22 protein-coding genes are annotated in these 22,928 nt (G+C 68.5%); 19 read left to right on the top strand and 3 right to left on the bottom strand.

Going from position 1 to position 22,928, the window contains the following annotated elements; translation table 11 throughout:
• Nucleotides 1–107: 107 nt before the first annotated feature.
• The gene (locus Mschef_RS14435; protein WP_081129738.1) at nucleotides 108–1,097 is read left to right on the top strand and encodes an aldo/keto reductase; all 990 of its coding nucleotides are present in this window, start codon (nucleotides 108–110) and stop codon (nucleotides 1,095–1,097) included.
• 116 nt (nucleotides 1,098–1,213) lie between these two features.
• Here Mschef_RS14435 and tgt read toward each other — a convergent pair whose 3' ends face one another.
• Together tgt and Mschef_RS14425 are read right to left on the bottom strand one after the other, a co-directional pair.
• Nucleotides 1,214–2,338 carry a tRNA guanosine(34) transglycosylase Tgt gene (gene tgt, locus Mschef_RS14430; protein ID WP_081129737.1) on the bottom strand — a complete coding sequence of 375 codons (1,125 nt, stop codon included), beginning with the start codon at nucleotides 2,336–2,338 and terminating at the stop codon, nucleotides 1,214–1,216.
• Nucleotides 2,339–2,340: 2 nt separating this feature from the next.
• Entirely contained in the window at nucleotides 2,341–3,027 is a 687-nt protein-coding gene (locus Mschef_RS14425; RefSeq protein WP_168708804.1) for a phosphatase PAP2 family protein, read from the bottom strand.
• A gap of 315 nt (nucleotides 3,028–3,342) precedes the next feature.
• Here Mschef_RS14425 and Mschef_RS14420 point away from each other — a divergent pair, with 315 nt between their 5' ends.
• The 17 genes from Mschef_RS14420 to Mschef_RS14335 all read left to right on the top strand — a co-directional run bounded on the left by Mschef_RS14420 (nucleotide 3,343) and on the right by Mschef_RS14335 (nucleotide 21,949).
• Nucleotides 3,343–4,617, top strand: a complete 1,275-nt coding sequence (locus Mschef_RS14420; RefSeq protein WP_081129735.1) for an efflux RND transporter periplasmic adaptor subunit — start codon at nucleotides 3,343–3,345, stop codon at nucleotides 4,615–4,617.
• A 25-nt stretch (nucleotides 4,618–4,642) separates the two neighbouring features.
• Nucleotides 4,643–5,377, top strand: coding sequence for an ABC transporter ATP-binding protein (locus tag Mschef_RS14415; protein WP_081129734.1), 735 nt, complete (start codon nucleotides 4,643–4,645; stop codon nucleotides 5,375–5,377).
• A gap of 3 nt (nucleotides 5,378–5,380) precedes the next feature.
• The gene (locus Mschef_RS14410) at nucleotides 5,381–6,682 is read left to right on the top strand and encodes an ABC transporter permease (protein ID WP_081129733.1); all 1,302 of its coding nucleotides are present in this window, start codon (nucleotides 5,381–5,383) and stop codon (nucleotides 6,680–6,682) included.
• Between the two features lie 8 nt (nucleotides 6,683–6,690).
• Complete coding sequence (locus Mschef_RS14405) at nucleotides 6,691–7,917, top strand: ABC transporter permease (protein ID WP_339325990.1); 1,227 nt, start codon at nucleotides 6,691–6,693, stop codon at nucleotides 7,915–7,917.
• A gap of 25 nt (nucleotides 7,918–7,942) precedes the next feature.
• Complete coding sequence (locus Mschef_RS14400; RefSeq protein WP_136256210.1) at nucleotides 7,943–8,413, top strand: hypothetical protein; 471 nt, start codon at nucleotides 7,943–7,945, stop codon at nucleotides 8,411–8,413.
• Nucleotides 8,414–8,690: 277 nt separating this feature from the next.
• On the top strand, nucleotides 8,691–10,013 hold the full coding sequence (locus tag Mschef_RS14390; protein WP_081129730.1) for an ABC transporter permease: 1,323 nt from the start codon (nucleotides 8,691–8,693) through the stop codon (nucleotides 10,011–10,013).
• Nucleotides 10,014–10,024: 11 nt separating this feature from the next.
• A complete protein-coding gene (locus Mschef_RS14385) occupies nucleotides 10,025–11,260 on the top strand; it encodes an ABC transporter permease (protein WP_081129729.1) in 1,236 nt (411 codons plus the stop codon).
• 169 nt (nucleotides 11,261–11,429) lie between these two features.
• Nucleotides 11,430–12,740, top strand: coding sequence for an ABC transporter permease (locus tag Mschef_RS14380; RefSeq protein ID WP_081129728.1), 1,311 nt, complete (start codon nucleotides 11,430–11,432; stop codon nucleotides 12,738–12,740).
• Nucleotides 12,737–13,945, top strand: a complete 1,209-nt coding sequence (locus Mschef_RS14375) for an ABC transporter permease (RefSeq protein ID WP_081129727.1) — start codon at nucleotides 12,737–12,739, stop codon at nucleotides 13,943–13,945. The genes Mschef_RS14380 and Mschef_RS14375 overlap by 4 nt, the downstream gene beginning before the upstream one ends.
• Nucleotides 13,946–14,275: 330 nt before the next feature.
• On the top strand, nucleotides 14,276–14,830 hold the full coding sequence (locus tag Mschef_RS14370) for a YggN family protein (RefSeq protein ID WP_136256209.1): 555 nt from the start codon (nucleotides 14,276–14,278) through the stop codon (nucleotides 14,828–14,830).
• A gap of 210 nt (nucleotides 14,831–15,040) precedes the next feature.
• The gene (locus Mschef_RS14365) at nucleotides 15,041–16,378 is read left to right on the top strand and encodes a sigma-54-dependent transcriptional regulator (RefSeq protein ID WP_081129725.1); all 1,338 of its coding nucleotides are present in this window, start codon (nucleotides 15,041–15,043) and stop codon (nucleotides 16,376–16,378) included.
• Nucleotides 16,379–16,380: 2 nt separating this feature from the next.
• Complete coding sequence (locus Mschef_RS14360) at nucleotides 16,381–17,700, top strand: sensor histidine kinase (protein WP_425480063.1); 1,320 nt, start codon at nucleotides 16,381–16,383, stop codon at nucleotides 17,698–17,700.
• A 33-nt stretch (nucleotides 17,701–17,733) separates the two neighbouring features.
• On the top strand, nucleotides 17,734–18,156 hold the full coding sequence (locus tag Mschef_RS14355) for a DNA polymerase III subunit chi (RefSeq protein ID WP_081129724.1): 423 nt from the start codon (nucleotides 17,734–17,736) through the stop codon (nucleotides 18,154–18,156).
• Between the two features lie 65 nt (nucleotides 18,157–18,221).
• Nucleotides 18,222–19,094: a thioredoxin gene (gene trxA / locus Mschef_RS14350; RefSeq protein WP_081129723.1), complete on the top strand. Its 873-nt coding sequence runs from the start codon at nucleotides 18,222–18,224 to the stop codon at nucleotides 19,092–19,094.
• Between the two features lie 31 nt (nucleotides 19,095–19,125).
• Nucleotides 19,126–19,485 carry a hypothetical protein gene (locus Mschef_RS14345; RefSeq protein ID WP_081129722.1) on the top strand — a complete coding sequence of 120 codons (360 nt, stop codon included), beginning with the start codon at nucleotides 19,126–19,128 and terminating at the stop codon, nucleotides 19,483–19,485.
• A 498-nt stretch (nucleotides 19,486–19,983) separates the two neighbouring features.
• Nucleotides 19,984–21,153 (top strand): carbohydrate porin, encoded by a 1,170-nt coding sequence (locus Mschef_RS14340; RefSeq protein WP_081129721.1) that lies wholly within the window; start codon nucleotides 19,984–19,986, stop codon nucleotides 21,151–21,153.
• Nucleotides 21,154–21,259: 106 nt separating this feature from the next.
• Entirely contained in the window at nucleotides 21,260–21,949 is a 690-nt protein-coding gene (locus Mschef_RS14335) for a TVP38/TMEM64 family protein (protein ID WP_081129720.1), read from the top strand.
• Between the two features lie 6 nt (nucleotides 21,950–21,955).
• Here the strand turns inward: Mschef_RS14335 and Mschef_RS14330 are convergent, their stop codons facing one another.
• Complete coding sequence (locus Mschef_RS14330; protein ID WP_081129719.1) at nucleotides 21,956–22,303, bottom strand: MGMT family protein; 348 nt, start codon at nucleotides 22,301–22,303, stop codon at nucleotides 21,956–21,958.
• A gap of 46 nt (nucleotides 22,304–22,349) precedes the next feature.
• Between Mschef_RS14330 and Mschef_RS14325 the strand changes: the two genes are divergently transcribed.
• The gene (locus Mschef_RS14325; RefSeq protein ID WP_081129718.1) at nucleotides 22,350–22,754 is read left to right on the top strand and encodes a hypothetical protein; all 405 of its coding nucleotides are present in this window, start codon (nucleotides 22,350–22,352) and stop codon (nucleotides 22,752–22,754) included.
• The last annotated feature ends 174 nt before the right edge of the window (nucleotides 22,755–22,928 follow it).

Raw genomic sequence — 22,928 nt, 5'->3', positions numbered from 1 at the left:
AACCCGCCGCAGCGATCACCTGACCTGGGCAGCACAGTGTTGACGGCACGTTGCTGACGGCCTCACTACCATGCGATCTCGTCATCATTGCTTCGAGGAGATCGATCATGCAAACACGTCGCCTGGGCCGCAATGGCCCCGAGGTTTCCGCGCTGGGCCTGGGCTGCATGGGCATGAGCGATTTCTACGGCAGCCATGACGATGCCGTTTCGGAAGCCCTGATCCGCTCGGCGCTGGATCGCGGAGTGAATTTCCTCGACACCGCCGACATGTACGGCCCGTTCACCAACGAACAGTTGGTCGGTCGCGCCATCAAGGGGCGCCGCGCGCAGGTGTTCCTGGCCACCAAGTTCGGCATCCAGCGCGACCCGGGCGATCCGACACGGCGCGGCATCAACGGCCGTCCCGAGTACGTGCGCAGCGCCTGCGACGCCAGCCTCAAGCGCCTGGGCGTGGAGCATATCGACCTGTACTACCAGCACCGCGTCGATACCGGCACGCCGATCGAGGATACCGTCGGCGCCATGGCCGATCTGGTGCGCGCCGGCAAGGTGCGCTACCTGGGCCTGTCCGAGGCCGGGCCGGAGACGCTGGCGCGCGCCTGCGCGGTGCATCCGATCACCGCCTTGCAAACGGAATACTCGCTGTGGACGCGCGACCCGGAAGATGGCGTGCTGGCCGCCTGCGCGCGTCTTGGCGTCGGCTTCGTGGCCTACAGCCCGCTGGGGCGCGGCTTTCTCACCGGCGCCATCCGCAGCGTGGATGACTTCGAGGCCGACGACTATCGCCGCAACAGCCCGCGTTTCCAGGGCGAGAATTTCCAGAAGAATCTGCAGCTGGTCGAGCAGATCCGTGCACTTGCTGCGGCCAAAGGCTGCACGCCCGCGCAACTCGCGCTGGCCTGGCTGCTGGCGCGCGATCCGCACATCGTGCCCATTCCCGGCACGCGCCGCCTGGCGCGGTTGCAGGAAAACCTCGGCGCGCTGGATGTCGTGCTCGATGCCGCCGAGCTGGCGCGCATCGACGCGCTGTTTCCGCCGGATGCCGCCAGCGGCCAGCGCTATCCCGAGGCGATGATGCGCAGCGTGCGCAACTGAGTCAGAGCGGTATGTTGCTGGCGCGCCATCCCGCGAAGTCCGCATGCTCGTCATCCGCGCGCAGAGCCTGCCCCCGCAAAGGCGGGGCGTGAATCGCGTTGCATCAGCGAAGCGGGTCATCCACACCCCGCGCCTGCCACCTGGCGTGCGGCGGCAAACGCGGCGCAGAAATCGTCGAGTCGCGTGGCGGCGATGGCATCGCGCAGGCCGGCCATCAGGCGCTGGTAGTAGCGCAGGTTGTGCTGCGTGGCCAGGATGCTGCCGAGGATCTCGTTGCAGCGATCCAGATGGCGCAGATAGGCGCGGCTGAATCCGCCGGCGCAGGCGGCGCAGTCGCAGCCTTCCTCGATCGGGCGCGTGTCGGTGGCGTAACGCGCGTTGCGGATGCGCAGCGTGCCCTGCGCGGTGAACAGGAATCCGTTGCGCGCGTTGCGCGTGGGCATCACGCAGTCGAACAGGTCCACGCCGCGGCGCACCGCCGCGACGATGTCCTCGGGGCGGCCCACGCCCATCAGATAACGCGGGCGGTCCGCGGGCAGCAGCGGCAGGGTTTCATCCAGCGTGCGCTCGCGCTCGGCCTCGGGCTCGCCCACGGCGAGGCCGCCCACGGCGTAGCCGTCGAAGCCGATCTCGCGCAGGCCCGCGGCCGAGCGCTGGCGCAGCTCGGGATACACGCCGCCCTGCACGATGCCGAACAGCGCGTTGGGGTTGCGCAGGTCATCGAACGCGCGGCGCGAGCGCGCGGCCCAGCGCAAGGACAGTTCCATCGAGTCCTGCGCCGCGCGCGCGCTGGCCGGATACGGCGTGCACTCGTCGAAGATCATCGCCACGTCGGAATCGAGCACGCGCTGGATGCGCATCGATTCCTCGGGCGACAGGAACACCGCGCGGCCGTCCACTGGCGAGGCGAAGCGCACGCCGTCCTCGCTGATCTTGCGCCGGTGCGCCAGCGAGAACACCTGAAAGCCGCCGGAGTCGGTGAGGATCGGCCCGTTCCAGCGCATGAAGCCGTGCAGGCCGCCGCAGCGCTCGATCACCTCCATGCCCGGGCGCAGCCACAGATGAAACGTGTTGCCCAGGACCATCTGCGCGCCCACGCCGTGCAGGTCGGCGGGCGTCATCGCCTTGACCGTGCCATAGGTGCCCACCGGCATGAATGCCGGCGTTTCCACCGCGCCGCGCGCGAACTGCACGCGCCCGCGCCGCGCCGCGCCGTCGGTCGCCAGCAGGCTGAACTGCATGCTCACGTGCGCTGTGCCAGCAGCGCGCGCTGCAGGTACAGCCCGCACACGCTGGCCAGAAACGCACCGGCGACGATGTCGCCGAGGAAGTGGTAGTCCATGCCCAGCAGGCCGACGATGACCGCCGCGCACAGTAGCGCCGCCAGCCAGCGCAGCCGTGGCGCCGCCAGCCACAGCACCGACATCGCCGCGAAGGTGATGGTGGTATGGCCGGATGGAAACGAATGGAAGCCTTCGCCGCTTTGCAGCCAGAAGAACCCGTAGACGTGGTTCTGGATCAGCGACGGGTTGTGGTCGATCCAGGTTTCCGGCCAGGCGCGCCCGAACAGGTACTTGAGCAGGTTTTTCAGGAACACCGCGGTGGCCACGCTGAGGCTCATCGTCAGCAGCAGGCGCTCGCCGCGCGCGGGCGACTTGCGCCAGGCCAGGCGGAACGGCGCCAGCAGCAGGATCAGCACGCTGGCATACACGATGAAGTCGGGAATGTGGGTGAGCCAGTCCAGCCATGCGTAGCGGCGCAGATCATGCCGGTAGACGAACCAGGCGATCGGCTTGTCCAGCAGGAAATAGCACAACAGCACCGCCAGTACCGCCAGCGCGCAGACACCCAGCAGGCGCGGTAGCGCGGGGAAATCGACACGCGCGGCGGGCGGCGTGGCGGATGCGATCAACGAGGTTGGCGTGGGCATGGTGGGCGGGTCTCGCGGGATCGGCGTGGAGGGACGTGCGGTGCGCGCATCGTAGCCGTGGAATCGACGCCGGCGACATCGCCCGCGCTGCATGCGCAGGCGGACGCGCAGGCTCGGTCGTGCCGCCAAGCCGGCCGCTGACCAGCGCCGAGCCCAGCCGCGAACGCCCGCCGCGCGAGTGTCCGCGAGCTGTCCGCGGACACGGTTTGGCCATGTGCTGCGCGCGCAACTGCTTGAACGTGCAGGCTTGCAAGTGCGGCCCGCGGCTGGCACGCACCTTGCCTTGTATGGGGGAGTGCACTCGACGGGGCGGGCATGAATTTTCGCGACACACAGGGGCAGGATTTCGTGCTGGAGACCGCGCAAGGCTGGCGCCGGCACAAACGGCGGCTGCTGTATGCCGGCAGCGCGGTGCTGGTGGTGGTGCTGCTGGGCGTGCTGTTCACGCGCTATCTCGCCGCATCCGGCAGCGTCAGTCTGAGCCGCCTGGAAGTGGCCACGGTGCAGCAGGGTCCGTTCGTGCGCGACATCGCCGCCGACGGGCGCGTGGTCGCGGCGGTCAGCCCCACGCTGTACGCGGCGGCGGCGGGCACGGTGCGCTATCGGGTGCAGGCTGGCGACGCGGTGCACAAGGGCACTGTGCTGGGCATCGTCGACAGCCCCGAGCTGACCAACCGCCTGGCGCAGGAGCAGGCGCAACTGCAAAGCCTGCAGCTCGGTTACGAGAACGCCCATCTCGACGCGCAGAAAAAGCGCCTGGCCGCGCGCCAGAAACTGGAGGACGCGCGCATCGACCTGAAAGCCGCGCAGACCGATCTGGATCGCAACACGCGCGCGTTCCAGCTGGGCGCGGTGCCGCAGATCAACGTGCTGCGCGCGCAGAACGCGCTGGACAAGGCGCAGATCACCCTGCGTCACGCCGAGCAGGATCAGGGGCTCGACGATCGCATGGTGGCGTTCGAGATCCGCAGCAAGCGTCTCACCGCCGAGCGCCAGCAGCTGATCGTCGCCGACCTGCAGCGCCAGGTCGATGCGCTGACCCTGCGCGCGCCAGTCACCGGCCAGGTCGGGCAACTGGCGGTGGCCGACCGCACCAAGGTGGTCAAGGACGCGGCGCTGCTGAGCGTGGTGGATCTGTCGGCGCTGGAAGTCGAGATCAAGGTGCCGGAAAGCTTCGCGCGCGATCTGGCGCCGGGCATGCACGCCGATATCAGCGGCGACGGCCAGCGCTGGCCGGGCATCGTCGGCGCGATTTCGCCCGAGGTGGTGGCCGGCGAAGTGGCCGCGCGCGTGCGCTTCGCCAGCGCGCGGCCGGCCGGGCTGCGGCAGAACCAGCGCCTGAGCGTGCGCGTGGTGCTGCAGCGCGTGGCCGACGCCATCACCGTGGCGCGCGGCCCGTCGCTGGACAGCGATGGCGGCAGCGCGGTGTACGTGCTGCACGGCGATCTGGCCGTGCGCACGCCGGTGCGCCTCGGCCCCAGCAGCATCGACCGCGTGCAGGTGCTGGCCGGGCTCAGGCCGGGCCAGCGCGTCATCGTCGCCGGCGCCGAAAGTTTCCACGACGCGCCGCGCGTGGTCATCAGTCATTGAATTCCTTTAACTGCCGGAGAACGTGATGCTCGAGATGCGCGAAGTGTCCAAGGTGTATCGCACCGAAACCGTCGAGACCCACGCCTTGCGCGGCTTCTCGCTCAAGGTCGACGAGGGCGAGTTCGTCGCCGTCACCGGGCCGTCGGGCTCGGGCAAGACCACGTTCCTGACCATCGCCGGGCTGCTGGAGGATTTCACCCGCGGCGAATACCTGCTCGATGGCGTCAACGTGCACGGCATGAACGACAACCAGCGCTCGCGCCTGCGCAACGAGAAGATCGGTTTCGTGTTTCAGGCCTTCAACCTGATCCCCGACCTCAACGTGGTGGACAACGTCGAGGTGCCGCTGCACTACCGCCACATGTCCGGCGGCGAGCGCCGCAAGCGCGCCCTGGCGGCGCTGGAGCGGGTGGGTCTGTCGGCGCGATTGAAACACTATCCGGCCGAACTTTCCGGCGGCCAGCAGCAGCGCGTGGCCATTGCGCGCGCGCTGGCCGGCAGCCCGCGCCTGCTGCTCGCCGACGAGCCCACCGGCAACCTCGATACCGCGATGGCGCGCGGGGTGATGGAGCTGATCGAGGAAATCCACCGCGAGGGCGCCACCATCATCATGGTCACCCACGATCCCGAGCTGGCCGCGCGCGCGCAGCGCAACGTGCACATCGTCGACGGTATGGCCACCGGGGTCAGCGAGGAGCCGCGCTTCCATCCCGGCCTGCGCGAGCGCACCGCGGGCGATCTCACGCTGCCGCGGAGCTGAGCCATGGGCGCCTACTACCTGCGCCTGGCCCTGCGCGCGCTGCGCAACAGCCCGGTGCTGACCGCGCTGATGGTGCTGGCACTGGCCGTGGGCATCGGCGCCAGCATGACCATGCTCACCGTGCTGCACGTGCTCTCCGGCGATCCGCTGCCGGGGCGCAGCGCGCACCTGTATTACCCGCAGGTCGATCCGCTCCCGCTGGCGCGCAATGGCGACGGCGACTCGCGGCCGCCCAGCCTGCTCACCTACATCGACGCCGAAAACCTGCTGCATCAGGGCAAGGCCGCGCGCGCGGCGGTGATGTACCAGGGCGCTGACGTGGTGCAGCCGCCGGCGGGCTCGGTGCTGCATCCCATCGCGGTCACTTCGCGCCTGACCGGGCGGGATTTCTTCAGCATGTTCGAGGTGCCGTTCCGCTATGGCGCGCCCTGGTCCGCCGCCGATGACGCCGGCGCCGCGCACGTCGCGGTGATCTCGCAGTCGCTCGACCACAAGCTGTTCGGCGGCGCCGACAGCGTGGGCCGCATGCTGAATTACGGCGGCCACAGCTTCCGCATCGTCGGCGTGCTGGCGCACTGGCGCCCGGTGCCGCGTTTCTACGATCTCAACTCCTCGCGCTACGGCGAGGTCGAGGACGTGTTCATTCCGTTCAACACCGCGCGCGCGCTGAACATCGGCGTCAACGGCACCACCAATTGCTTTGGCCAGACCACCGGCAATCTCGATACCTCGCCCTGCGGCTACATCCAGATGTGGGTGCAACTCGACAGCGCGCATGCCGCCGCCGCATACAAGCGCTTCCTGGTCGACTACTCCGCGCAGCAGCACGCCGCTGGCCGCTTCCAGCGCAAGCCCAACGTGCGCCTGGATGATCTGATGCAGTGGCTGGCGACCAACCACGTGGTGCCCGAGGACGTGCGCATGCAGGCCTGGCTGGCGCTGGGTTTCCTGCTGGTGTGCGTGGTCAACACCGTCGGCCTGCTGCTGGCCAAGTTCCTGCGCCGCAGCGGCGAGATCGGCGTGCGCCGTGCGCTGGGTGCCTCGCGCCGCGCGATCTTCGCGCAACTGCTGATCGAGGCCGGCATGATCGGCGCGGCCGGCGCGTTGCTCGGCCTGCTGCTCACCTGGCTCGGCCTGTGGCTGGTGCGCCAGCAGCCGTCCAGCTACGCCAGCCTCGCGCATCTGCAACCGGCGATGCTGGTCGCCACCCTGCTGCTGGCGCTGCTCGCCAGTCTCGTCGCCGGGCTGCTGCCGGCATGGCGCGCGTGCCTGATCGCACCCGCGTTGCAGCTCAAATCCTCGTGAGGCCCGCCATGATGACGCCGCGTCCCATCCTGTCCTCACTGCGCCGGCACAAGATCGCCGCGTTCCTGATCGTGCTGGAGATCGCGCTGGCCTTCGCCATCGTCAGCAACGCCGTGTACCTGGTGATGGGGCGGCTGCAGCGCATGGACATCCGCTCGGGCATCGATGAGCGCGACCTGGTCACCCTGCAGATCAGCTCGGCCGGCAAGGCCGGCGTGCCCGCGGCCGAGGCCGATCTGGCCGCGCTGCGCGCCATCCCCGGCGTGCAGGCGGCCGCCGCGGTCAATTCGTTGCCGTTCACCGATTCGTCCTGGAACTCGGGTTTCGCCAAGACCCCCGATCCGAACGCGACGCCTTACCCGGTCACCATCTATCTCGGCAGCCGCGACCTGCTGCCGACGCTGGGCGTGAAGATCCTGGCCGGGCGCGGCTTCAGCAGCGACCAGTACACCGACCTGACCCCGGCCACCATGCTCAGCTCGTTTTTCAAGCCCACGCAGGTGATCGTGAGCCAGGCCTACGCCGAGCAGCTGTGGCCCGGAGGGAACGCGGTCGGCAAACTGCTGTACGTGCAGAAAGCGCAGGGCCAGGTCGTCGGCGTGATGTCCAACATCGTGCGCCCGCAGTTGAGTGATTCGGGCACCGACCCCGCCAATTTCTACGCGGCCATCCTGCCGTTTCGCGTCGGCCCCAATCTTGGCGCCTCGTATGTGCTGCGCACCGCGCCCGCCGCGCGCGAACGCGTGCTCAAGGCCGCGGTGGCCAAGCTGCAGGCCATGCATCCGACGCAGACCGTCACCAAGCAGGCCACGCTGTCGCAGATGCGCCGTGATTACTTCCGCGACGACCGCTCCATGGCCTGGCTGCTGGTGTCCACCATTCTCGCGCTGCTCGGCGTCACCGCCATCGGCATCGTCGGCCTGGCCAGTTTCTGGGTGCAGCAGCGCACGCGGCAGATCGGCGTGCGGCGGGCGCTGGGCGCACGGCGCGTGGACATCCTGCGCTACTTCCAGACCGAGAACTTCCTGCTGGCGACGGTCGGCATCGCGCTGGGCTGCGCCGCCGCCATCGGCATCAACGTCTGGCTGATGGCGCACTACGCGGTGCCGCGCCTGCCGATCGTGTACCTGCCGATTGGTGCGGTGGCGCTGTGGCTGCTGGGCCAGCTCGCCGTGCTGGGCCCCGCGTTGCGCGCGGCGCGCGTGCCGCCGACCACGGCGATGCGGGCGGCGTGATTTCAATGTCACTGGAGAAACCATCGTGATGCATAGCCTGCCACCCACCGAAACCGTGCAAATGAGCAGTGAACGCGATTCCATCCGCAGTGGATCGCAGCAGGTGCTGCTGGTCGCGGGTAGCGATGCGCCCTGTGCACGGCATGCACAGGTAGCCTGCGTGGGCGTGCTGATCGAACATCTGCATCTCGGTGTCGCCACGCCACTGCGCGTGGGTGATCGCATCGTGTCGCTCAACGGCTTGCCGGTGCGGACACCGGATGCTTTCACCAGGCAATTGCGCGTGCTGGCGCGCAGCGGGAAGGTCCGCCTCGGCGTGTTGCGCGAGGGCCGTCGCATGGATTTCACCCAGGCGCAGATCGCACCGTTCATCGACCTGATCGTGCGACAGCCGGTGCCGCCCGAACCGCCATTGCCGCCGGCACCACCGCCACCGCCATTGCCGCCGCTGCTGCCGCCACCACCGTTGCCACCGCTGAACGGCGGCACGCAGTGAACGCCGATTACCTGCGCGTGTTGGTCTTGCGGAGCCCAATCACGTGTTTGTCATGCTGAGCCGGCAGGCGAAGCATCTCGGCGTGGACGACTGCGTGATGTCGGCATGGACGCGGGCGCACGACCACGCGCCGAGATCCTCCGCTGCGCTCAGGATGACAAGGGCGCTCGGGATGACAAGGGGGTGTTTGTCGCGTGCCGTGGCCGGGGTGGCAAGCAGGTCCGTGGCATGGGTCGAGCATCCCCGGAGTCTGGCAACAAAGGAAGAGAGGTAAGCCATGAAGCGCTATGACCTGCAACTGGCGCTGCGCGGGCTGCTGCGCCATCGCGCGCAGACGCTGCTGATCATCGTGACGATGGCCATCGGCATCGCGTCCTGCATGACCGCCTACACGATCCTCAACGCACTGACGGCCGATCCGATCGCGCACGGCAGCCGGTATTTGTATCTGGTGTCGATGGATTCGCAGCCGCTGCCCAAGCCGGGTGATCACGACGCACCGCCGTCGATGCCCACCCTGCTCAAGCTGCGCGATGCGCAGGCGCTGGTCGATGCGCGCAAGGCGGTGCGGCAGGCGTATCTGGCAACGGCATTCATCACCGCCTCATCGAACCATGGCAAAGAGCAGATTGGTGGCCAGTTCGCCTGGATGACCTCGTCGCAGGCGCTGGCATTGTTCGGTATCCCGCTGCGCTACGGTCGCGTCTGGAGTCATGCCGAAGCCGTCGCGCGCATGCCGCTGGTGGTGATCGACGAACATCTGAGTCGCAAGCTCTTCGGTGTGGCCGATGGCGTGGGGCACAGCCTGCGTATCCAGGGCCACCTGTTCCGGGTGGTTGGCATCACCGCCGACTGGATCGTGCGGAGACAGTTTTTTGACCTCGAAGAGTTGAATCTCCGGGGCAAGCTGACGATCGGCATGCTGCTGCCGCTGCAATCGGCGATGGCAGCCGGCATCGGCCCGTTTGCTCCCGGGCCTTGCGACAACAGCAGCCAAGAGGCGCCGGTTTACGGTCCACCCGCCGCCGACTGCCGCTGGCTGGAAACCTGGGTGCAGTTGGATACGCCACAGCAGGTGCAGTCGTATCGCCGCTATCTGCTCGATTACGCCACGGCGCAGCACGCGGCGGGCCGCTTCCCGCGCGCACCCGAGGTGGCCTTGCACGGCATGGACGATTGGGTGGCGCAGAACAATGGCGTGCCCAGCAGCGTGCATATCAACCTGTGGCTGTCGCTGGCGTTTCTGGTCTTGTGCATGGTCAACGTGATGGGCCTGCTGCTGGCGCGGTTTCTGCGCGGCAGCTACGAGGTGGCGGTGCGGCGCACCTTGGGCGCTACGCGCGCCAGCGTGTTCACGCAGCACCTGATCGAGGCGGGCGGCGTCAGCCTGCTGGGCGGTGCACTGGCGGTGCCGCTGACCCTGTTCGGCCTGTGGCTGGTGCGCCAGCAGAAGCTCGGCTATAGCAGCGCGGCGCATCTGAACCTGTCCATGTTCATCACCTTGTTCGTGCTGGCGGTGGGCGTGGGCCTGATCGTGGGTGTGCTGCCCGCTTGGCGCGCGAGCATGCTGTCGCCCGCACTGCAAATCAAGACCAACTGAGGGGCGCAGCCATGCAACCCATGCTGAGGACTTTCCGTCGCCATCGCCTGATGCCGGCACTGGTGGTCATGCAGATCGCGCTGGCCACGGCCATCCTGTGCAATACGCTGGCGCTGCTGCAGCAGCGCCTGGCGCCGCTGCTCATGCCCGATGGCGTGGCGGCCAGGCAACTCATCCTGGTCAGTCAAATCGCCAGCCAGGCAGCGCCATGGACCGGTGCGCAGGTGCGCGCGGGCGAGGATGCGCTGCGTGCCATCCCCGGTATCGTCGCGGTCACCTCGGGCGTGAACCTGCCCATGCTGACGTCGGTCAGGATTACCGGGAACGTGTCGAACGCCAGCGGCAAACGCACGGTCAATTCGGCGGCCATGATCGGAGACGACCTGGTGCCGACCCTGGGTGCGCACATCGTGGCCGGGCGCGATTTTCGCGCGAGCGAGCTGGTGCACGCCGCGGCGCAGAACGCGATGGGAATGCAGTCCAGCGCGCCGGTGATACTCACGCGCAGCCTCGCGCGGCATCTGTTTCCGCACCAGAACCCGCTGGGGCAATCGGTGCGGATCGGCCAGAACCATCCATACGATCATGTCGTCGTCGGCGTGCTGAACCATCTCGTGCGCAGCGACATTTCCGCCAAGACCCAGGCCGATGCCGGCAATGTGATGTTGCTGCCGGCGCGCGTTTCCGGCATGCCCTTCATTCAGTATGCGGTGCGTAGCAGGATAGGCGCGCAAGCCAGTGTGCTCAAGGCGATCCCGGCAGTGATCGATCGTGCATTTCCTGCGGACATGCGCATGAGTGGGCTCAAGCCCAAGGTGCAGACCTTCGAGCATGCGCGCGATGCGGTGTTCAACAGCCGCCGCGCGGCAGCATGGCTGCTGTCCAGTGTCACCCTCGTGGTGCTCATCGTCACCCTCATCGGCATCATGGGCCTGACCGGCTTCTGGGTGCAGCAGCGCACGCGGCAGATCGGCGTGCGGCGGGCGCTGGGCGCACGGCGCGTGGACATCCTGCGCTACTTCCAGACCGAGAACTTCCTGCTGGCGACGGCCGGCATCGCACTGGGCTGCGCGGCGGCGATCGGCATCAACGTGTGGCTGATGGCGCACTACGCGGTGCCGCGGCTGCCGATCGTGTACCTGCCGATTGGTGCCGTGGCGCTGTGGCTGCTGGGCCAGCTCGCCGTGCTGGGCCCCGCGCTGCGCGCGGCGCGCGTGCCGCCGACCACGGCGATGCGCGCGGCGTGAGGCATGCATGGACGTCGCGCACATCCGACTATCGAGATCCATTGCCGTGCTTGCTGTCATCCCCGCGCAGGCGGGGATCCAGTAGGCAACCTGTCCGGAAGGATTTCTGGATCCCCGCCTGCGCGGGGATGACGAAGCCATAAAACACCTCACTGCAAGGGAGCACGCCATGCTGAGTTATGCCTTCACACTGGCCTTGCGCGGGTTTCGCCGCAACAGGGTGCTGACCGCGCTGATGGTGCTGGCGGTGGCGCTGGGCATCGGCGTGGCGATGAGCATGTTCACGGTGTTGCACAATCTGGCCGGCAATCCGCTGCCGCAGCGCGGCGATGAGGTGTTTCATCCGCAGGTCGATCCGCGCCCGGCCGACTTGCCGGGCGCGCGCCGCGCGCCGCCCGACAACCTTACCTACATCGACGCGCTGAACCTGTATCACCTCGATCAGGCCAGGCAGCGCGCGCTGATGAGCGCGAACTGGCTGCCGCTGCGCAGCACGGTGGCGGGCAGCCCGCTGCGCATGGAAACCACGCGCGCGACCACGCGCGGGTTCTTTCCGATGTTCGACGTGCCGTTTCAGTACGGCGCGCCATGGAGCGAGCAGGACGACACGCGCCGCGCGCAGGTGGTGGTGATCTCGCAAATGCTCAACGACACCTTGTTTGGCGGCGCCGACAGCGTGGGGCGCGAGCTGATCATCGCCACCAAGTTGTTTCGCATCGTCGGCGTGATCAAGCCATGGAATCCGCAGCCGCATTTCTGGGATCTGGACGATGGCGCCTATGGTGCCGCCGCGCAGATCTACCTGCCGTTTTTCACCTGGCTGCATCTACCAGCGGATTTCGGTTGGGGTCCGATGGATTGCTGGGGTGACAACCCCGGCGCCGGCACGCACAACCCCAAGGCGGCGCAGTGCACCTGGGCGCAGTACTGGGTGCAATTGAATACGCCGGTGCAGGTGCGCACCTACCGCGATTTGCTGCTGCGCTACAGCCAGCAGCAACATGCGCTGGGGCGGTTCCAGCGCGCGCCCAATGTGCGCCTGGACGATGTCATGCAATGGCTGAACTACAAGCACGTGGTGCCGGTGATCGTGCGCATGCAGACCTGGATCGCCTTCGGCGTGTTCGTCATCTGCCTGCTCAACGCGGTGGGCCTGCTGCTGGCCAAGTTCCTGCGCCGCGGCGGCGAGATCGGCGTGCGCCGCGCGCTGGGCGCGCGCAAGCGCGATGTGTTCGCGCAGTGCGTGATCGAGTCGGCGCTGATCGGCCTGCTCGGCGGTGTCGTTGGCCTGCCGCTGGTGTGGCTGGGTTTGTGGCTGATCCGCCAGCAGCCGGTGAGTTACGCGGCCACGGTGCAGATCAGTCCGCTGCTGTTGTTGTACGCGCTGCTGCTGGCCGCCGTGGCGACCCTGCTGGCCGGCATCTGGCCGGCGTGGCGCGCCGCGCGCATCGCCCCCGCCCTGGTGGTGAAATCGCTATGAACCCGTTCGCATCGTTGCGCCCGATTTTTTCCGCCCTGCGCCGGCACAAGGCCGCGGTCACGCTGCTGGTGCTGGAGATCGCCCTGACCATGGCGGTGCTGGGCAATCTGCTGTTCATCGTGCATGGGAGCGCGGTACTCCAACGTGAGTCAACCGGAGTGCCGGCAAACGATGTGGCGGTGATTCAGAGCATGGTTATCGGCGACGCCAAGCACGCGAATACCGTGAAGAACAATCTTGCGGTGCTGCGAACGGTGCCAGGTGTGCTCGCATCAAGCTTTGGGGCGACGCCGATGCTGGGCGCCAGATGGAATCCGATCTACAGCAATGCGAGCCGCACCCGAATGGTCGCCCACGCCTTCGTTTTCAGTGGCGCGCAAGACTATTCGCAGACGCTGAGTGTGCATTTGCTTGCCGGGCACTTGCCAGCTGCCGGCGAGATTCCGGATGCCACAACCGCCACGCCCAACACCTTGGTGCCGGCACTGATCACGCAGCAACTCGCGCACCGGTTGTTCCCGGATCGAAACGCCTTGGGCAGCGTGCTGTATGACGGCAATCACAGCATGCGCATCGTTGGCATCGTGGGCACGTTGCGCGGCGCGATTACGGGTCGCAGCAGCGACAATGATTCAATCCTCATCGAACAGCGCTATGACGTGATCGAAGGGGGCCTCTATCTGATTCGCAGTCGATCCGGGCAGATGGCACACGTGCTGCCGCTGGCGATGAAGGCGATGCAGAAAGCCAATCCTGGGAATGTCGTTGGTCAGACGAGTTCGTTGCAGGCGTTCATCACCCACGCATTCGCCGGTTCACGCGCCATCAACCGCATCCTCATGGCGATCACCGCGATCCTGCTGATTGTCACGGCGCTGGGCGTCAGTGGTCTGGCCAGTTTCTGGGTACAGCAGCGCACACGCCACATCGGCACGCGGCGCGCGTTGGGCGCCACGCGCGGCGCGATCCTGCGCCATTTCCAGGCCGAGAACCTGATCATCGTCAGCATGGGCGTGGCGCTGGGCGCGGCACTCACCATCGGCCTCAACGTGCTGCTGATGCAGCACTTCGCGCAGCCGCGTCTGCCGCTGCAGTACGTGGCATTCGGCGCGCTGGCCATGTGGCTACTGGGCCAGCTCGCCGTGCTGGGCCCCGCGCTGCGCGCGGCGCGCGTGCCGCCGACCACGGCGATGCGGGCGGCGTGAGGCATGCATGGACGTCGCGCACATCCGACTATCGAGATCCATTGCCGTGCTTGCCGTCATCCCCGCGCAGAGCCTGCCCCCAGCGAAGGCGGGGGCGGGGTCCAGTCCGCCTGCATTCTGCTCATGCCTCCGCCCTGTCGTCGTCCCCGCGCAAGCGGGGATCCAGTGACTTCAACAAGCAATGGCGGGAATGACGAGCTGGTGATATGGATTCCCACGCTCGTCATCCCCGGGCTTGACCACGCACTTTCGACTTCTTTTTGCTTCCTTTCTCGCGCTTCCCGACTTCCACTTCCATGACCCATGCCCGCCCACTGAAGGGAGCACGCCATGCACGTTCAATCCCTCGCTGCACGAATCGCCTTGATCGGTCTGCTGACGCTGGGTCTGAGCGCCTGCGGTGGTGACGCCCGTATCAATCTGGATGGGCAAACCATCCATGTGCACGCCGACCGCGTTTCGATTCGCGACCGCGGCGGTGACATGGCCGAGATCGAGGCCAATGGCGCGTTGCGCATCGCCGGCGAATCGGTAGCGCTGACGTCCGCGCAGCGCATGCTGACCACGCGCTATTTCACGCAGGCGCAGGTGATCGTGTTCGATGGCAAGCAGACCGGATGGGCCGGCGCGCACATGGCCGGTAGCGTCGTCGGCTCGCTGTTCTCTGCGCTGTTCCACGACGATTCACGCATCATCAACGACACCGCGCACGCGCAGGCGGCGCGGCTCGATGGGCAGGTGGATCGCCTGTGCGGCGCGATCGGCGCGATCCGCGCCACGCAGGATCAGCTCGTGGCGCGGCTGCCCGCGTTCGCGCCGTATGCGGCCATCGACCCGCGCTCGGTCAAGAGTTGCTTTGTCAATGCGCATGCCAGCAACAGTTGATCCGTGCGGTGCATGCTTCAACGCCGAGTCCCTGCGCGAGTGCGCACCCTCACCCGGCGCTGCGCGCCACCCTCTCCCGGGGAGGAGAGGGATAAAACAACGACCACCCGGCGCGCGGCCATGCGGCACGCGGTCGGCGCGGAACTACACTGACCGTGCGGCGTGCCTGGGAGCCGACGCGCGACCACTCCACGCACACGGGGAACAGCGATGCGCAGCCTGCTGGTGATCGACGACAACCCGAGCGTGATCGAGGCGCTGACCACGCTGTTCGCCCTGCACGACCTGCGCGTGCTGGGCGCGACCCACCCGCCGCAGGGGCTGGAAATCCTGCGTGCGCAGCGTATCGATCTGGTGATCGCCGACATGAACTTTTCCGCCGATACCACCGCCGGTGACGAGGGCGAGGCGCTGTTTCATGCGCTGCGCGCGCAGCAGCCCGATCTGCCGGTGATCCTGCTCACCGGCTGGACGCATCTGGATGCCGCGGTGCGCCTGGTGAAAGCCGGCGCCGCCGATTACCTGTCCAAGCCCTGGGACGACGCGCGCCTGCTGGCCACGGTGGAGAATCTGCTGGAGCTGGCCGAGGCCAACCACGCGCTGGCCGAGCGTCGCGTCGCGCGCGGTGCGCGTCGCGCGCGATTGCAAGCGGAATGCGATCTGGCCGGGCTGGTGTTCGCCTCCGAATCGATGCTGCAACTGCTGGAGATGGCCTGTCAGGTCGCGCGCGCGCCGGTGCCGGTGTTGATCACCGGCCCCAATGGCGCCGGCAAGGAGCGCATCGCCGCGATCGTGCACGCCAACTCGGCGGTGCGCGGCGGGCCGTTCGTGGCGGTGAACTGCGGCGCGCTGCCGGAAAACCTGCTGGAAGCCGAGCTGTTCGGCGCCGAAGCCGGCGCCTACACCGGCGCCACGCGCGCACGCGAAGGTCGCTTCGAGCAGGCCGACGGCGGCACGCTGTTTCTCGACGAGATCGGCAACCTGCCGCTGGCGGGGCAGGCCAAGCTGCTGCGCGTGCTGGAGAGCGGCCAGTTCGAGCGCCTGGGCTCGGGCAAGACGCGCAGCGCGCGCGTGCGCATCCTCAGCGCGACCAATGGCGACCTCAAGGCGATGATCCGCGAGGGCCGCTTCCGCGAGGATTTGTACTACCGCCTCAACGTGATCGAGCTGGCGCTGCCACCGCTGGCGGCGCGGCGCGAGGACATCCTGCCGCTGGCCGAGCATTTCCTCGCCGGCGCCTGCACGCTGGACGACGACGCGCGCGAGGCGCTGCTGGCCCACGCCTGGCCGGGCAATGTGCGCGAGCTGCGCAACACGCTGGAGCGCGCGCGCCTGCTGTGCCGCGAGGGCGTGGTGCGCTTGGCGGATCTGGGCCTGCCGCAGGCGGTGAGTGCGGCGCCGCGCGATCTGGACGAACCCGGCCGCGAGGCCATCGAGGCCGCGCTGCGCGCCTGCGGCGGCGTGGTCAGCCGCGCCGCGCAGCGTCTGGGTCTGTCGCGCCAGGCCTTGTATCGGCGCATGCAGCGTTACGGTCTGGCACAGGACTGACGGTGCGCGTGTTCTCCACCACCGGCCGGTTGGCGCTGCTGCTGTGGCTGGCGGCGCTGGCCGGCGCCGCGCTGGCACTGCTGCTGGCGCGCTGGATGCTGCCCGCGGCCGCGCTGTGGCTGGCCTGGCTGGCGCTGGCATTGCCCGCGCTGTGGCTGGCCTATGTGGTGGTGCAGCCGCTGCGGCGCCTGCTGCGCGCGCTGGAGAGCAGCGTGGCCAGTTATCGCGACGGCGATTTCAGCTTCGGTATCGCGGCGCGGCGCAAGGACGAGCTGGGCGCGCTGATCGACACCCACAACGCGCTCGGCGCCGCGCTGCGCGAGCAGCGGCAGAACCTGGCGCAGCGCGAGCTGCTGCTGGACACGGTCGTGCAGCATTCGCCGGTGGCCTTGCTGCTGGTCGATCCGGGCGGGCGCGTGACCCTGGCCAATCTGTCCGCGCGGCAGTTGCTGGGTGAAGGACGCAGCCTGATCGGGCTGGATTTCGAGCGCCTCGCGGCGAGCCTGCCGCACGCCCTGCGGCGCGCGCTGGAGCTGGGCGAGGACAGTCTGTTCTCGCTGGAAATGGAGGGTATGGAGGAGAGTTTTCATCTCTCGCAGCGCGGCTTTCGCCTGCACGGTCGCCCGCACCGGCTGTACCTGCTGCGGCGCATGACACGCGAGCTGGCGCGCGCCGAGGTGGCGGTGTGGAAGAAGGTGATCCGCGTGATCAGCCACGAGTTGAATAACTCGCTGGCGCCGATCACCTCGCTGGCGCATTCCGGCGCCGAGCTGGCGCGGCGTGGCGAGGCGCAGCGCCTGCCGGACGTGTTCGCGCGCATCGGCGAGCGCGCGCGCCATCTGCACGGTTTCATCGCCGACTACGCGCAGATCGCCAAGCTGCCCGCGCCGCGCCCCGAGCCGGTGCAGTGGCCGGCATTCGTGGCGGCGCTGGCCGCGCACGCCCGCTTCCGCGTGCCGTACCCGGTGCCCGAGGCGCTGGCCAGTTTCGATGCCGCGCAGATGGAGCAGGTGCTGCTGAACCTGATCAAGAACGCGCACGAAGCCGGCGGCCCGGCCGAGGCGGTGGAGCTGGAGGTGCAGCGCAGCGGCGCGCACTGGCGCATCGAGGTGCGCGACCGCGGCCCCGGCATGAGCGATGCGGTGCTGGCGCAGGCGCTGCTGCCGTTCTATTCGACCAAGCGCAGCGGCAGCGGGCTGGGCCTGGCACTGGCGCGCGAGATCGTCGAGGCACACGGCGGTCGCGTCGCGCTGATCAATCGCGAGGGCGGCGGCTTGTGCGTGCGCGTGCTGCTGCCGGCCACGATGCGCGGCGACGCGTGACCGCGTGCCGCGCGCGCGGGTAAAGTCGCGGCCATGCCCCAAGCCGACTTTTATCTGATCGACAAACCGCGCTTCCGCGAGCAGCCGCTGCTGCTGGTGTGCGAGCTGGCGCGGCGCGCTTATGACAAGCGCCAGCCCACGCTGATCCTGGCGCGCGACTTCAGCCAGGCTGAGGCGCTGGACGAGTTGCTGTGGAGCTTCGACGAGGACGCCTTCATCCCGCACCAGATCGCCGGCGACTACGACGACGCCGACACCGCGGTGCTGATCGCGCCGCCCGGCCTCGACACGCCCGATCGCGCGCTGATCATCAACCTGCGCGACGAGCCCTGCGCGCGCGCGTGCCAGCGGCTGCTCGAGGTGGTACCCGCCGACGCCGACGCGCGCAGCGGTTCGCGCGAGCGCTGGCGCGCCTACCAGCAGCGCGGCTACACGCTGGCCAAGCACGACATGTAGCACGCGGCGCCCTTGTCCGCGCCGCGCCTTGCCCCAATCATGCGGTATCCCTTCCGGAGCTCGTCATGACCGCCACCGCCACCGCCCATGCCCTCGATGTCACCCAGGCCAACTTCGATAGCGAGGTGATGCAGGCCTCGATGCAACAGCCCGTGCTGATCGATTTCTGGGCCGGCTGGTGCGCGCCCTGCAAACAACTCAAGCCGATCCTGGAAAAACTGGCGAGTGAATACAACGGCGCGTTCCGCCTGGCCCGGATCGACAGCGATCAGGAAATGGCGCTGGCGGGCATGTTCGGCATCCGCTCGCTGCCGACCGTGGTGCTGATCAAGGATGGCCAGCCGGTGGACGGTTTCATGGGCGCCCAGCCCGAGAGCGGTGTGCGCAAGTTTCTCGACGACCACGGCATCAAGCCGGCGCTCGGCGCGCCGGCCGAGGCCGAAGCGGCCCCCGCGCAACCGCTGGAATCACCTGGGGCCGCGCTGGCGCGGTTGCAGGCCGCGGTCGCCGCGCAGCCGGACAAGGATGAACTCCGGCTGGATCTGGCCGTGGCGCAGATGCGCGCCGGCCAAGCTGAAGCCGCCGCCGCCACGCTCGACAGCCTGCCCGCCAACCTCGCCAGCGATGCGCGCGCGCGGCGCCTGCGCGGCGAGCTGGATTTCGCCCAGGCGCTGGCCAGCGCGCCCGCGCTGGATGAACTGGAGCGCCGCATCGCCGCCGATCCCAAGGATTACGCCGCGCGCGACCTGCGCGCCGTGCGCCGCCTGCTGGGCGGGGCCGAAGCTGCCGCGCTGGAAGACTGGCTAGCGCTGCTGGCCGAGGCGCGCGGCTGGAACGAAGGCCAGGCCAAGCAGCGCCTGGTCGCCGCGTTCACGCTGAGCGACGATGCCGAGCTGGTGGCGCAGGCACGGCGGCGCATGAGCAGCCTGCTGTTCTGATGGCCGCGACCACAGTGACGGGAGCACCCTGATGTGGGAACGGCGCAGCGACGCCCTGGCTCCACGCCGCGTGTTTTTGCGCCGCGTCGGGCGCAATCTGCTGGCCGCGCTGGTGGTGGTCGCGGTATCGCTGGGCATCGGCATGCTCGGCTACCACCACTACGCGCGGCTGGGCTGGGCCGATGCCTACGTCAACGCCGCCATGATCCTGTCGGGCATGGGCCCGCTGGCCACGCCCGTGACGCTGGGCGCCAAGCTTTTTGCCGGCACCTACGCGCTGTATTGCGGCCTGCTGGTGGTGTTCCTCGCCGGTGTGCTGCTGGCGCCCTTCGCGCACCGGCTGTTGCACCGCTTTCATCTGGATCGCGAGGCTGGCAAGCGCGCGCCGTAGCGTGCGGGCAATACCCGACAGCGGTGCTTGATCGGTGCCTTCGACAAGATCGGATTCTTTGAGCGGCCGGGTCGTTTGGGCGCATCGTCCCTTGGTTCGTGATCGCCACGACAGTCTTGCCTTGCGTCATTCCCGCGCCGGGTCTTGTGTTCTCGTCATCCCCGCGCAGGAACGTCATCCCCGAATGCTTGTGTCGGGGACGGGAATCGCTTCTCAACAGCGAAGCTGGTCATCCAGTGACTTCGCCGCATGGTTTCACGTCCTGGATGACCCGCTCCGCGCTTGTACAGCGATTCCCGTCCGCGCGGGAATGACGGAAAAGGAGGTGCAGGCTCGACGCGGGTTCGCAGACGGCAGGCCCAGTGCCGACACGTACCGGTTCACGGATCGCGCACGGTTTTCCGTCCACGGTGTCGATGTCACCTGCGGCACAATTGCCGGCACCGTGCTGGCGCCAGGCCACGGTTTCCCGAAGCGTGCGATGAATGGAGACAGCCCATGCGCAAGTGCGCGGCCAGCAGCCAGCAGGGTTGGCGCAACCTCGCGGTTCTGTGCGCGCTGCTGCTGGCGCCGCTGACGCACGCTGCCGCCGCGCTCAGCAGCAATCCGCGCGCGCCGATTCCCTTCGTTGCCAGCGTGCCGGCACGGCCGTGGCGCGTGCGCCTGTTGTGGGCATTCGATGCCATGGATGCCGCCAGCGGCGGCCGCGCGCGCGGCTGGAAGGCGCCGGCGCTGATCGACCTGCGCCTGACCAAGCACGGCAAGCTGCAGGATGGCATGGATAGCTACTGGCATGTCGATCTGATCCGCATCCTCGGCAGCAATCCCTCGCGTGATGCCGGCGACGTGCAAACCCTGGACAACCTGGCCGCGCGCCATGCATGGCGCCTGTACCGCGCGTTCTGGCAAGTGGGCGACGTGCGCGAGCATTGGTCACTGCGGCTGGGCTGGCAGGGTTACGACGAACTGTTCGGCCTGGTGCCGGACGGCGGCGACCTGCTGAATTCATCTTTCGGACAAATGCCCACGAGTTCGCAGGCGGGCACGCCGATCTGGCCGCAGACCGCGCCCGGCATCAGCGCGCGCTGGCACCCGCATGCGTTCTACGTGATGGTCGGGCTGTGGAGCGGCGTGCCGCGCGACCCGGGCATCCCGCAGGGCTGGAATCTGCCGCGCCGCGGCGACGGCAGCCTGCAGGCCTTGGAACTGGGCTTCGATCGACACGGTCGCTACAAGCTGGCGTTGGGTGCATGGGCGCTGCATCGCGTCGGCGCGGCGCGGCAGGCGCACCGCGGCGTGTATGCGCTGGCGGATATCGCCCTGCTCGGCGCCGGTCGCACGCGGCGCCTGGGTGGCTTCGTGCAATGGGGCCAGACCCAGCCCTACCAGAGTGCGGTCGGCCGTTATCTCGGCGCCGGCCTGCGCCTGAGCACGCGCCGTCACGGACGCGTGAGCGTGGGCGTGGCGCGCGCCCTGCTCAGTTCGGCGTTTCGCCTGCGCCACCCCGGTGACGCGCGCGCCGAAACCGCTTACGAGCTGACCTGGCGCAAGCGCATCGACGCGCACCTCACCCTGCAACCGGATGTGCAATACATCCTGCATCCGGCGCTGGCGCCGCAGGCCACGCACGCACTGGAGATCGGCTTGCGCGTGAACGGCGGGTTCTGATCGCATGCGTGGCGGCAGCCGCTGCACCACGTCGAGCGGGGCGTGGGAACCCGGCCACGCCGCCGCGCTTGCCGCTATGCTCGCGGCTTTTACGCGGAAGCCCTTGATGAAGCGCCTGCGCGCCTTGCTGCCCCTGCTGCTGCTGATCGCGACCGGCGCCGTGCTGTTTTTCTCGGGCGCGCTGCGCCATCTCGATCCGCGCCACCTCGCCGCCGAGCACGCGCACCTGCACCATCTGGCGGCGGCATCACCGTGGCTGGCGCGCATGAGCTATCTCGGCATCATGGTGTTGGCGGTGGCCAGCGGCGTGCCCGGGCTGGTGCTGATCGCCATCGCCGGCGGGCTGATTTTCGGCATGGTCGAGGCGACCGTGCTGTCCACGCTGGGCCTGGTGCTGGGCTCGCTGTTGCTGTTTCTGGCTGCGCGCTACGCACTGGGCGCGGGCGAGCGGCCGGCGCCGCGGCTGGCCGAGAAAATCCGCGCGGGATTTCTGCACCATCCCGCCAGTTACACGCTGTTCCTGCGGCTGGTGCCGGTGTTTCCGTTCGGCGGCGTGACCCTGGGCCTGGCCTGGCTGCGCTGCCCGCTGTGGCTGTTCATGGCCGCCACGGCCGCCGGCGGTCTGGTGATGGAAGCCTTCGAGAGCGCGGTCGGCGCAGGCCTGAGCGAGGCCATCGCGCGCGGCGAACCGATCGGCATGCACATGATGCTGGAACCGCACATATTGCTGCCGCTGTGCGCGCTGGCGATCCTGGCCCTGGTGCCGGTCCTGCTGAGCCGGCGCGGCAAGCGCTGAAGGTCTTCAGCCGCGCCACAACAGCGCATCCAGATCGCCGCCGTCGATGAAATATTCGCGCGCCACGCGACCCTTGCGCACCGGCACGCCCTCTGCGGCCAGGCGCCGCATCTGTTCGCGCGCCAGCGCCGTGCCGGGTGGCGCGGCGAGGCGGCCATCGCTGTGCAGCACACGATGCCAAGGCAGGGCGGGCGTGGCGCCCTCGCGCAACACGCGTCCCGCCAGGCGCGCGCGCCCGCGCAGGCCGGCACGCGCCGCGATCGCGCCGTAACTGCTGACACGCCCGGCCGGCACGGCGCGGATCGCGGCGCGGATGGCCGTGCGTGCGGCCAGCGATCCGGATTCAGCGCTCATGCCAATCAAGCTACCATGCCGTCATCATCCGAACGGAAGATCGGCCATGCTGAACTTCGAGACCGTCCGCTCGCACATCGGCGGCCACTACACGCTGCGCACCAATGATCCGTACCTGATCAGTTTCGACCTGGACCTGCGCCGCGCGCGTCATCAAGGCGTCTACCTGGTCGAGCTGGAGGGCGAGAACGGGCGCAAGTACCTGCGCGTCTCCACCCCGGTCGGCCCGGTGGTGGGCATGGATGCCGAGCGCTGCCTGCGTTTCAACTGGGAGCAGCGCGCCGGATTTCTGGCGATCAGCGATCTGGAAGGCTCGCCCTACCTGCACCTGTGCGAAAACCGTCCGTATGACATTCTCTCGCTGCCCGAACTCGAACGCCTGATCCGCGAGTTGGGCGTGCTCGGCGACCAGCTCGAACAGGCGCTGAGCGTGGAAGGCGACGCCTACTGAGCGGGGTAGTGCGCGTTTGGCGGGTGGCCGCATGCTGCCGGTTGCCGGGCGTGCGCAGGTTTTCTCTGAGGCGTTGGCGTCGTGGTTCGCGCTGGCGGATGCGCCCCGGGACCGCGGCCAGGTCCGTGCGGTCATGGCCGCTTGCTACACTCGCCCGCATGCGTGCCATCGCTC

Origin of the sequence: Metallibacterium scheffleri (genome assembly GCF_002077135.1) — a bacterium.
GTDB classification, from domain to species: domain Bacteria; phylum Pseudomonadota; class Gammaproteobacteria; order Xanthomonadales; family Rhodanobacteraceae; genus Metallibacterium; species Metallibacterium scheffleri.
Note: the sequence above shows the minus strand (reverse complement) of the source record. Positions and strands in the feature narration are given on the sequence as shown.

Bases quoted from the DNA above. Each gene is read 5' to 3' on its own strand.
- Mschef_RS14355 (WP_081129724.1), top strand. From the start codon at position 17,734: ATGCCCCAAGCCGACTTTTATCTGATCGACAAACCGCGCTTCCGCGAG.
- Mschef_RS14380 (WP_081129728.1), top strand. From the start codon at position 11,430: ATGCTGAGTTATGCCTTCACACTGGCCTTGCGCGGGTTTCGCCGCAAC.
- trxA (WP_081129723.1), top strand. From the start codon at position 18,222: ATGACCGCCACCGCCACCGCCCATGCCCTCGATGTCACCCAGGCCAAC.
- Mschef_RS14330 (WP_081129719.1), bottom strand. From the start codon at position 22,303: ATGAGCGCTGAATCCGGATCGCTGGCCGCACGCACGGCCATCCGCGCC.
- Mschef_RS14410 (WP_081129733.1), top strand. From the start codon at position 5,381: ATGGGCGCCTACTACCTGCGCCTGGCCCTGCGCGCGCTGCGCAACAGC.
- tgt (WP_081129737.1), bottom strand. From the start codon at position 2,338: ATGCAGTTCAGCCTGCTGGCGACCGACGGCGCGGCGCGGCGCGGGCGC.
- Mschef_RS14370 (WP_136256209.1), top strand. From the start codon at position 14,276: ATGCACGTTCAATCCCTCGCTGCACGAATCGCCTTGATCGGTCTGCTG.
- Mschef_RS14435 (WP_081129738.1), top strand. From the start codon at position 108: ATGCAAACACGTCGCCTGGGCCGCAATGGCCCCGAGGTTTCCGCGCTG.
- Mschef_RS14415 (WP_081129734.1), top strand. From the start codon at position 4,643: ATGCTCGAGATGCGCGAAGTGTCCAAGGTGTATCGCACCGAAACCGTC.
- Mschef_RS14390 (WP_081129730.1), top strand. From the start codon at position 8,691: ATGAAGCGCTATGACCTGCAACTGGCGCTGCGCGGGCTGCTGCGCCAT.
- Mschef_RS14375 (WP_081129727.1), top strand. From the start codon at position 12,737: ATGAACCCGTTCGCATCGTTGCGCCCGATTTTTTCCGCCCTGCGCCGG.
- Mschef_RS14325 (WP_081129718.1), top strand. From the start codon at position 22,350: ATGCTGAACTTCGAGACCGTCCGCTCGCACATCGGCGGCCACTACACG.
- Mschef_RS14425 (WP_168708804.1), bottom strand. From the start codon at position 3,027: ATGCCCACGCCAACCTCGTTGATCGCATCCGCCACGCCGCCCGCCGCG.
- Mschef_RS14405 (WP_339325990.1), top strand. From the start codon at position 6,691: ATGATGACGCCGCGTCCCATCCTGTCCTCACTGCGCCGGCACAAGATC.
- Mschef_RS14335 (WP_081129720.1), top strand. From the start codon at position 21,260: ATGAAGCGCCTGCGCGCCTTGCTGCCCCTGCTGCTGCTGATCGCGACC.
- Mschef_RS14420 (WP_081129735.1), top strand. From the start codon at position 3,343: ATGAATTTTCGCGACACACAGGGGCAGGATTTCGTGCTGGAGACCGCG.
- Mschef_RS14385 (WP_081129729.1), top strand. From the start codon at position 10,025: ATGCAACCCATGCTGAGGACTTTCCGTCGCCATCGCCTGATGCCGGCA.
- Mschef_RS14365 (WP_081129725.1), top strand. From the start codon at position 15,041: ATGCGCAGCCTGCTGGTGATCGACGACAACCCGAGCGTGATCGAGGCG.
- Mschef_RS14340 (WP_081129721.1), top strand. From the start codon at position 19,984: ATGCGCAAGTGCGCGGCCAGCAGCCAGCAGGGTTGGCGCAACCTCGCG.
- Mschef_RS14345 (WP_081129722.1), top strand. From the start codon at position 19,126: ATGTGGGAACGGCGCAGCGACGCCCTGGCTCCACGCCGCGTGTTTTTG.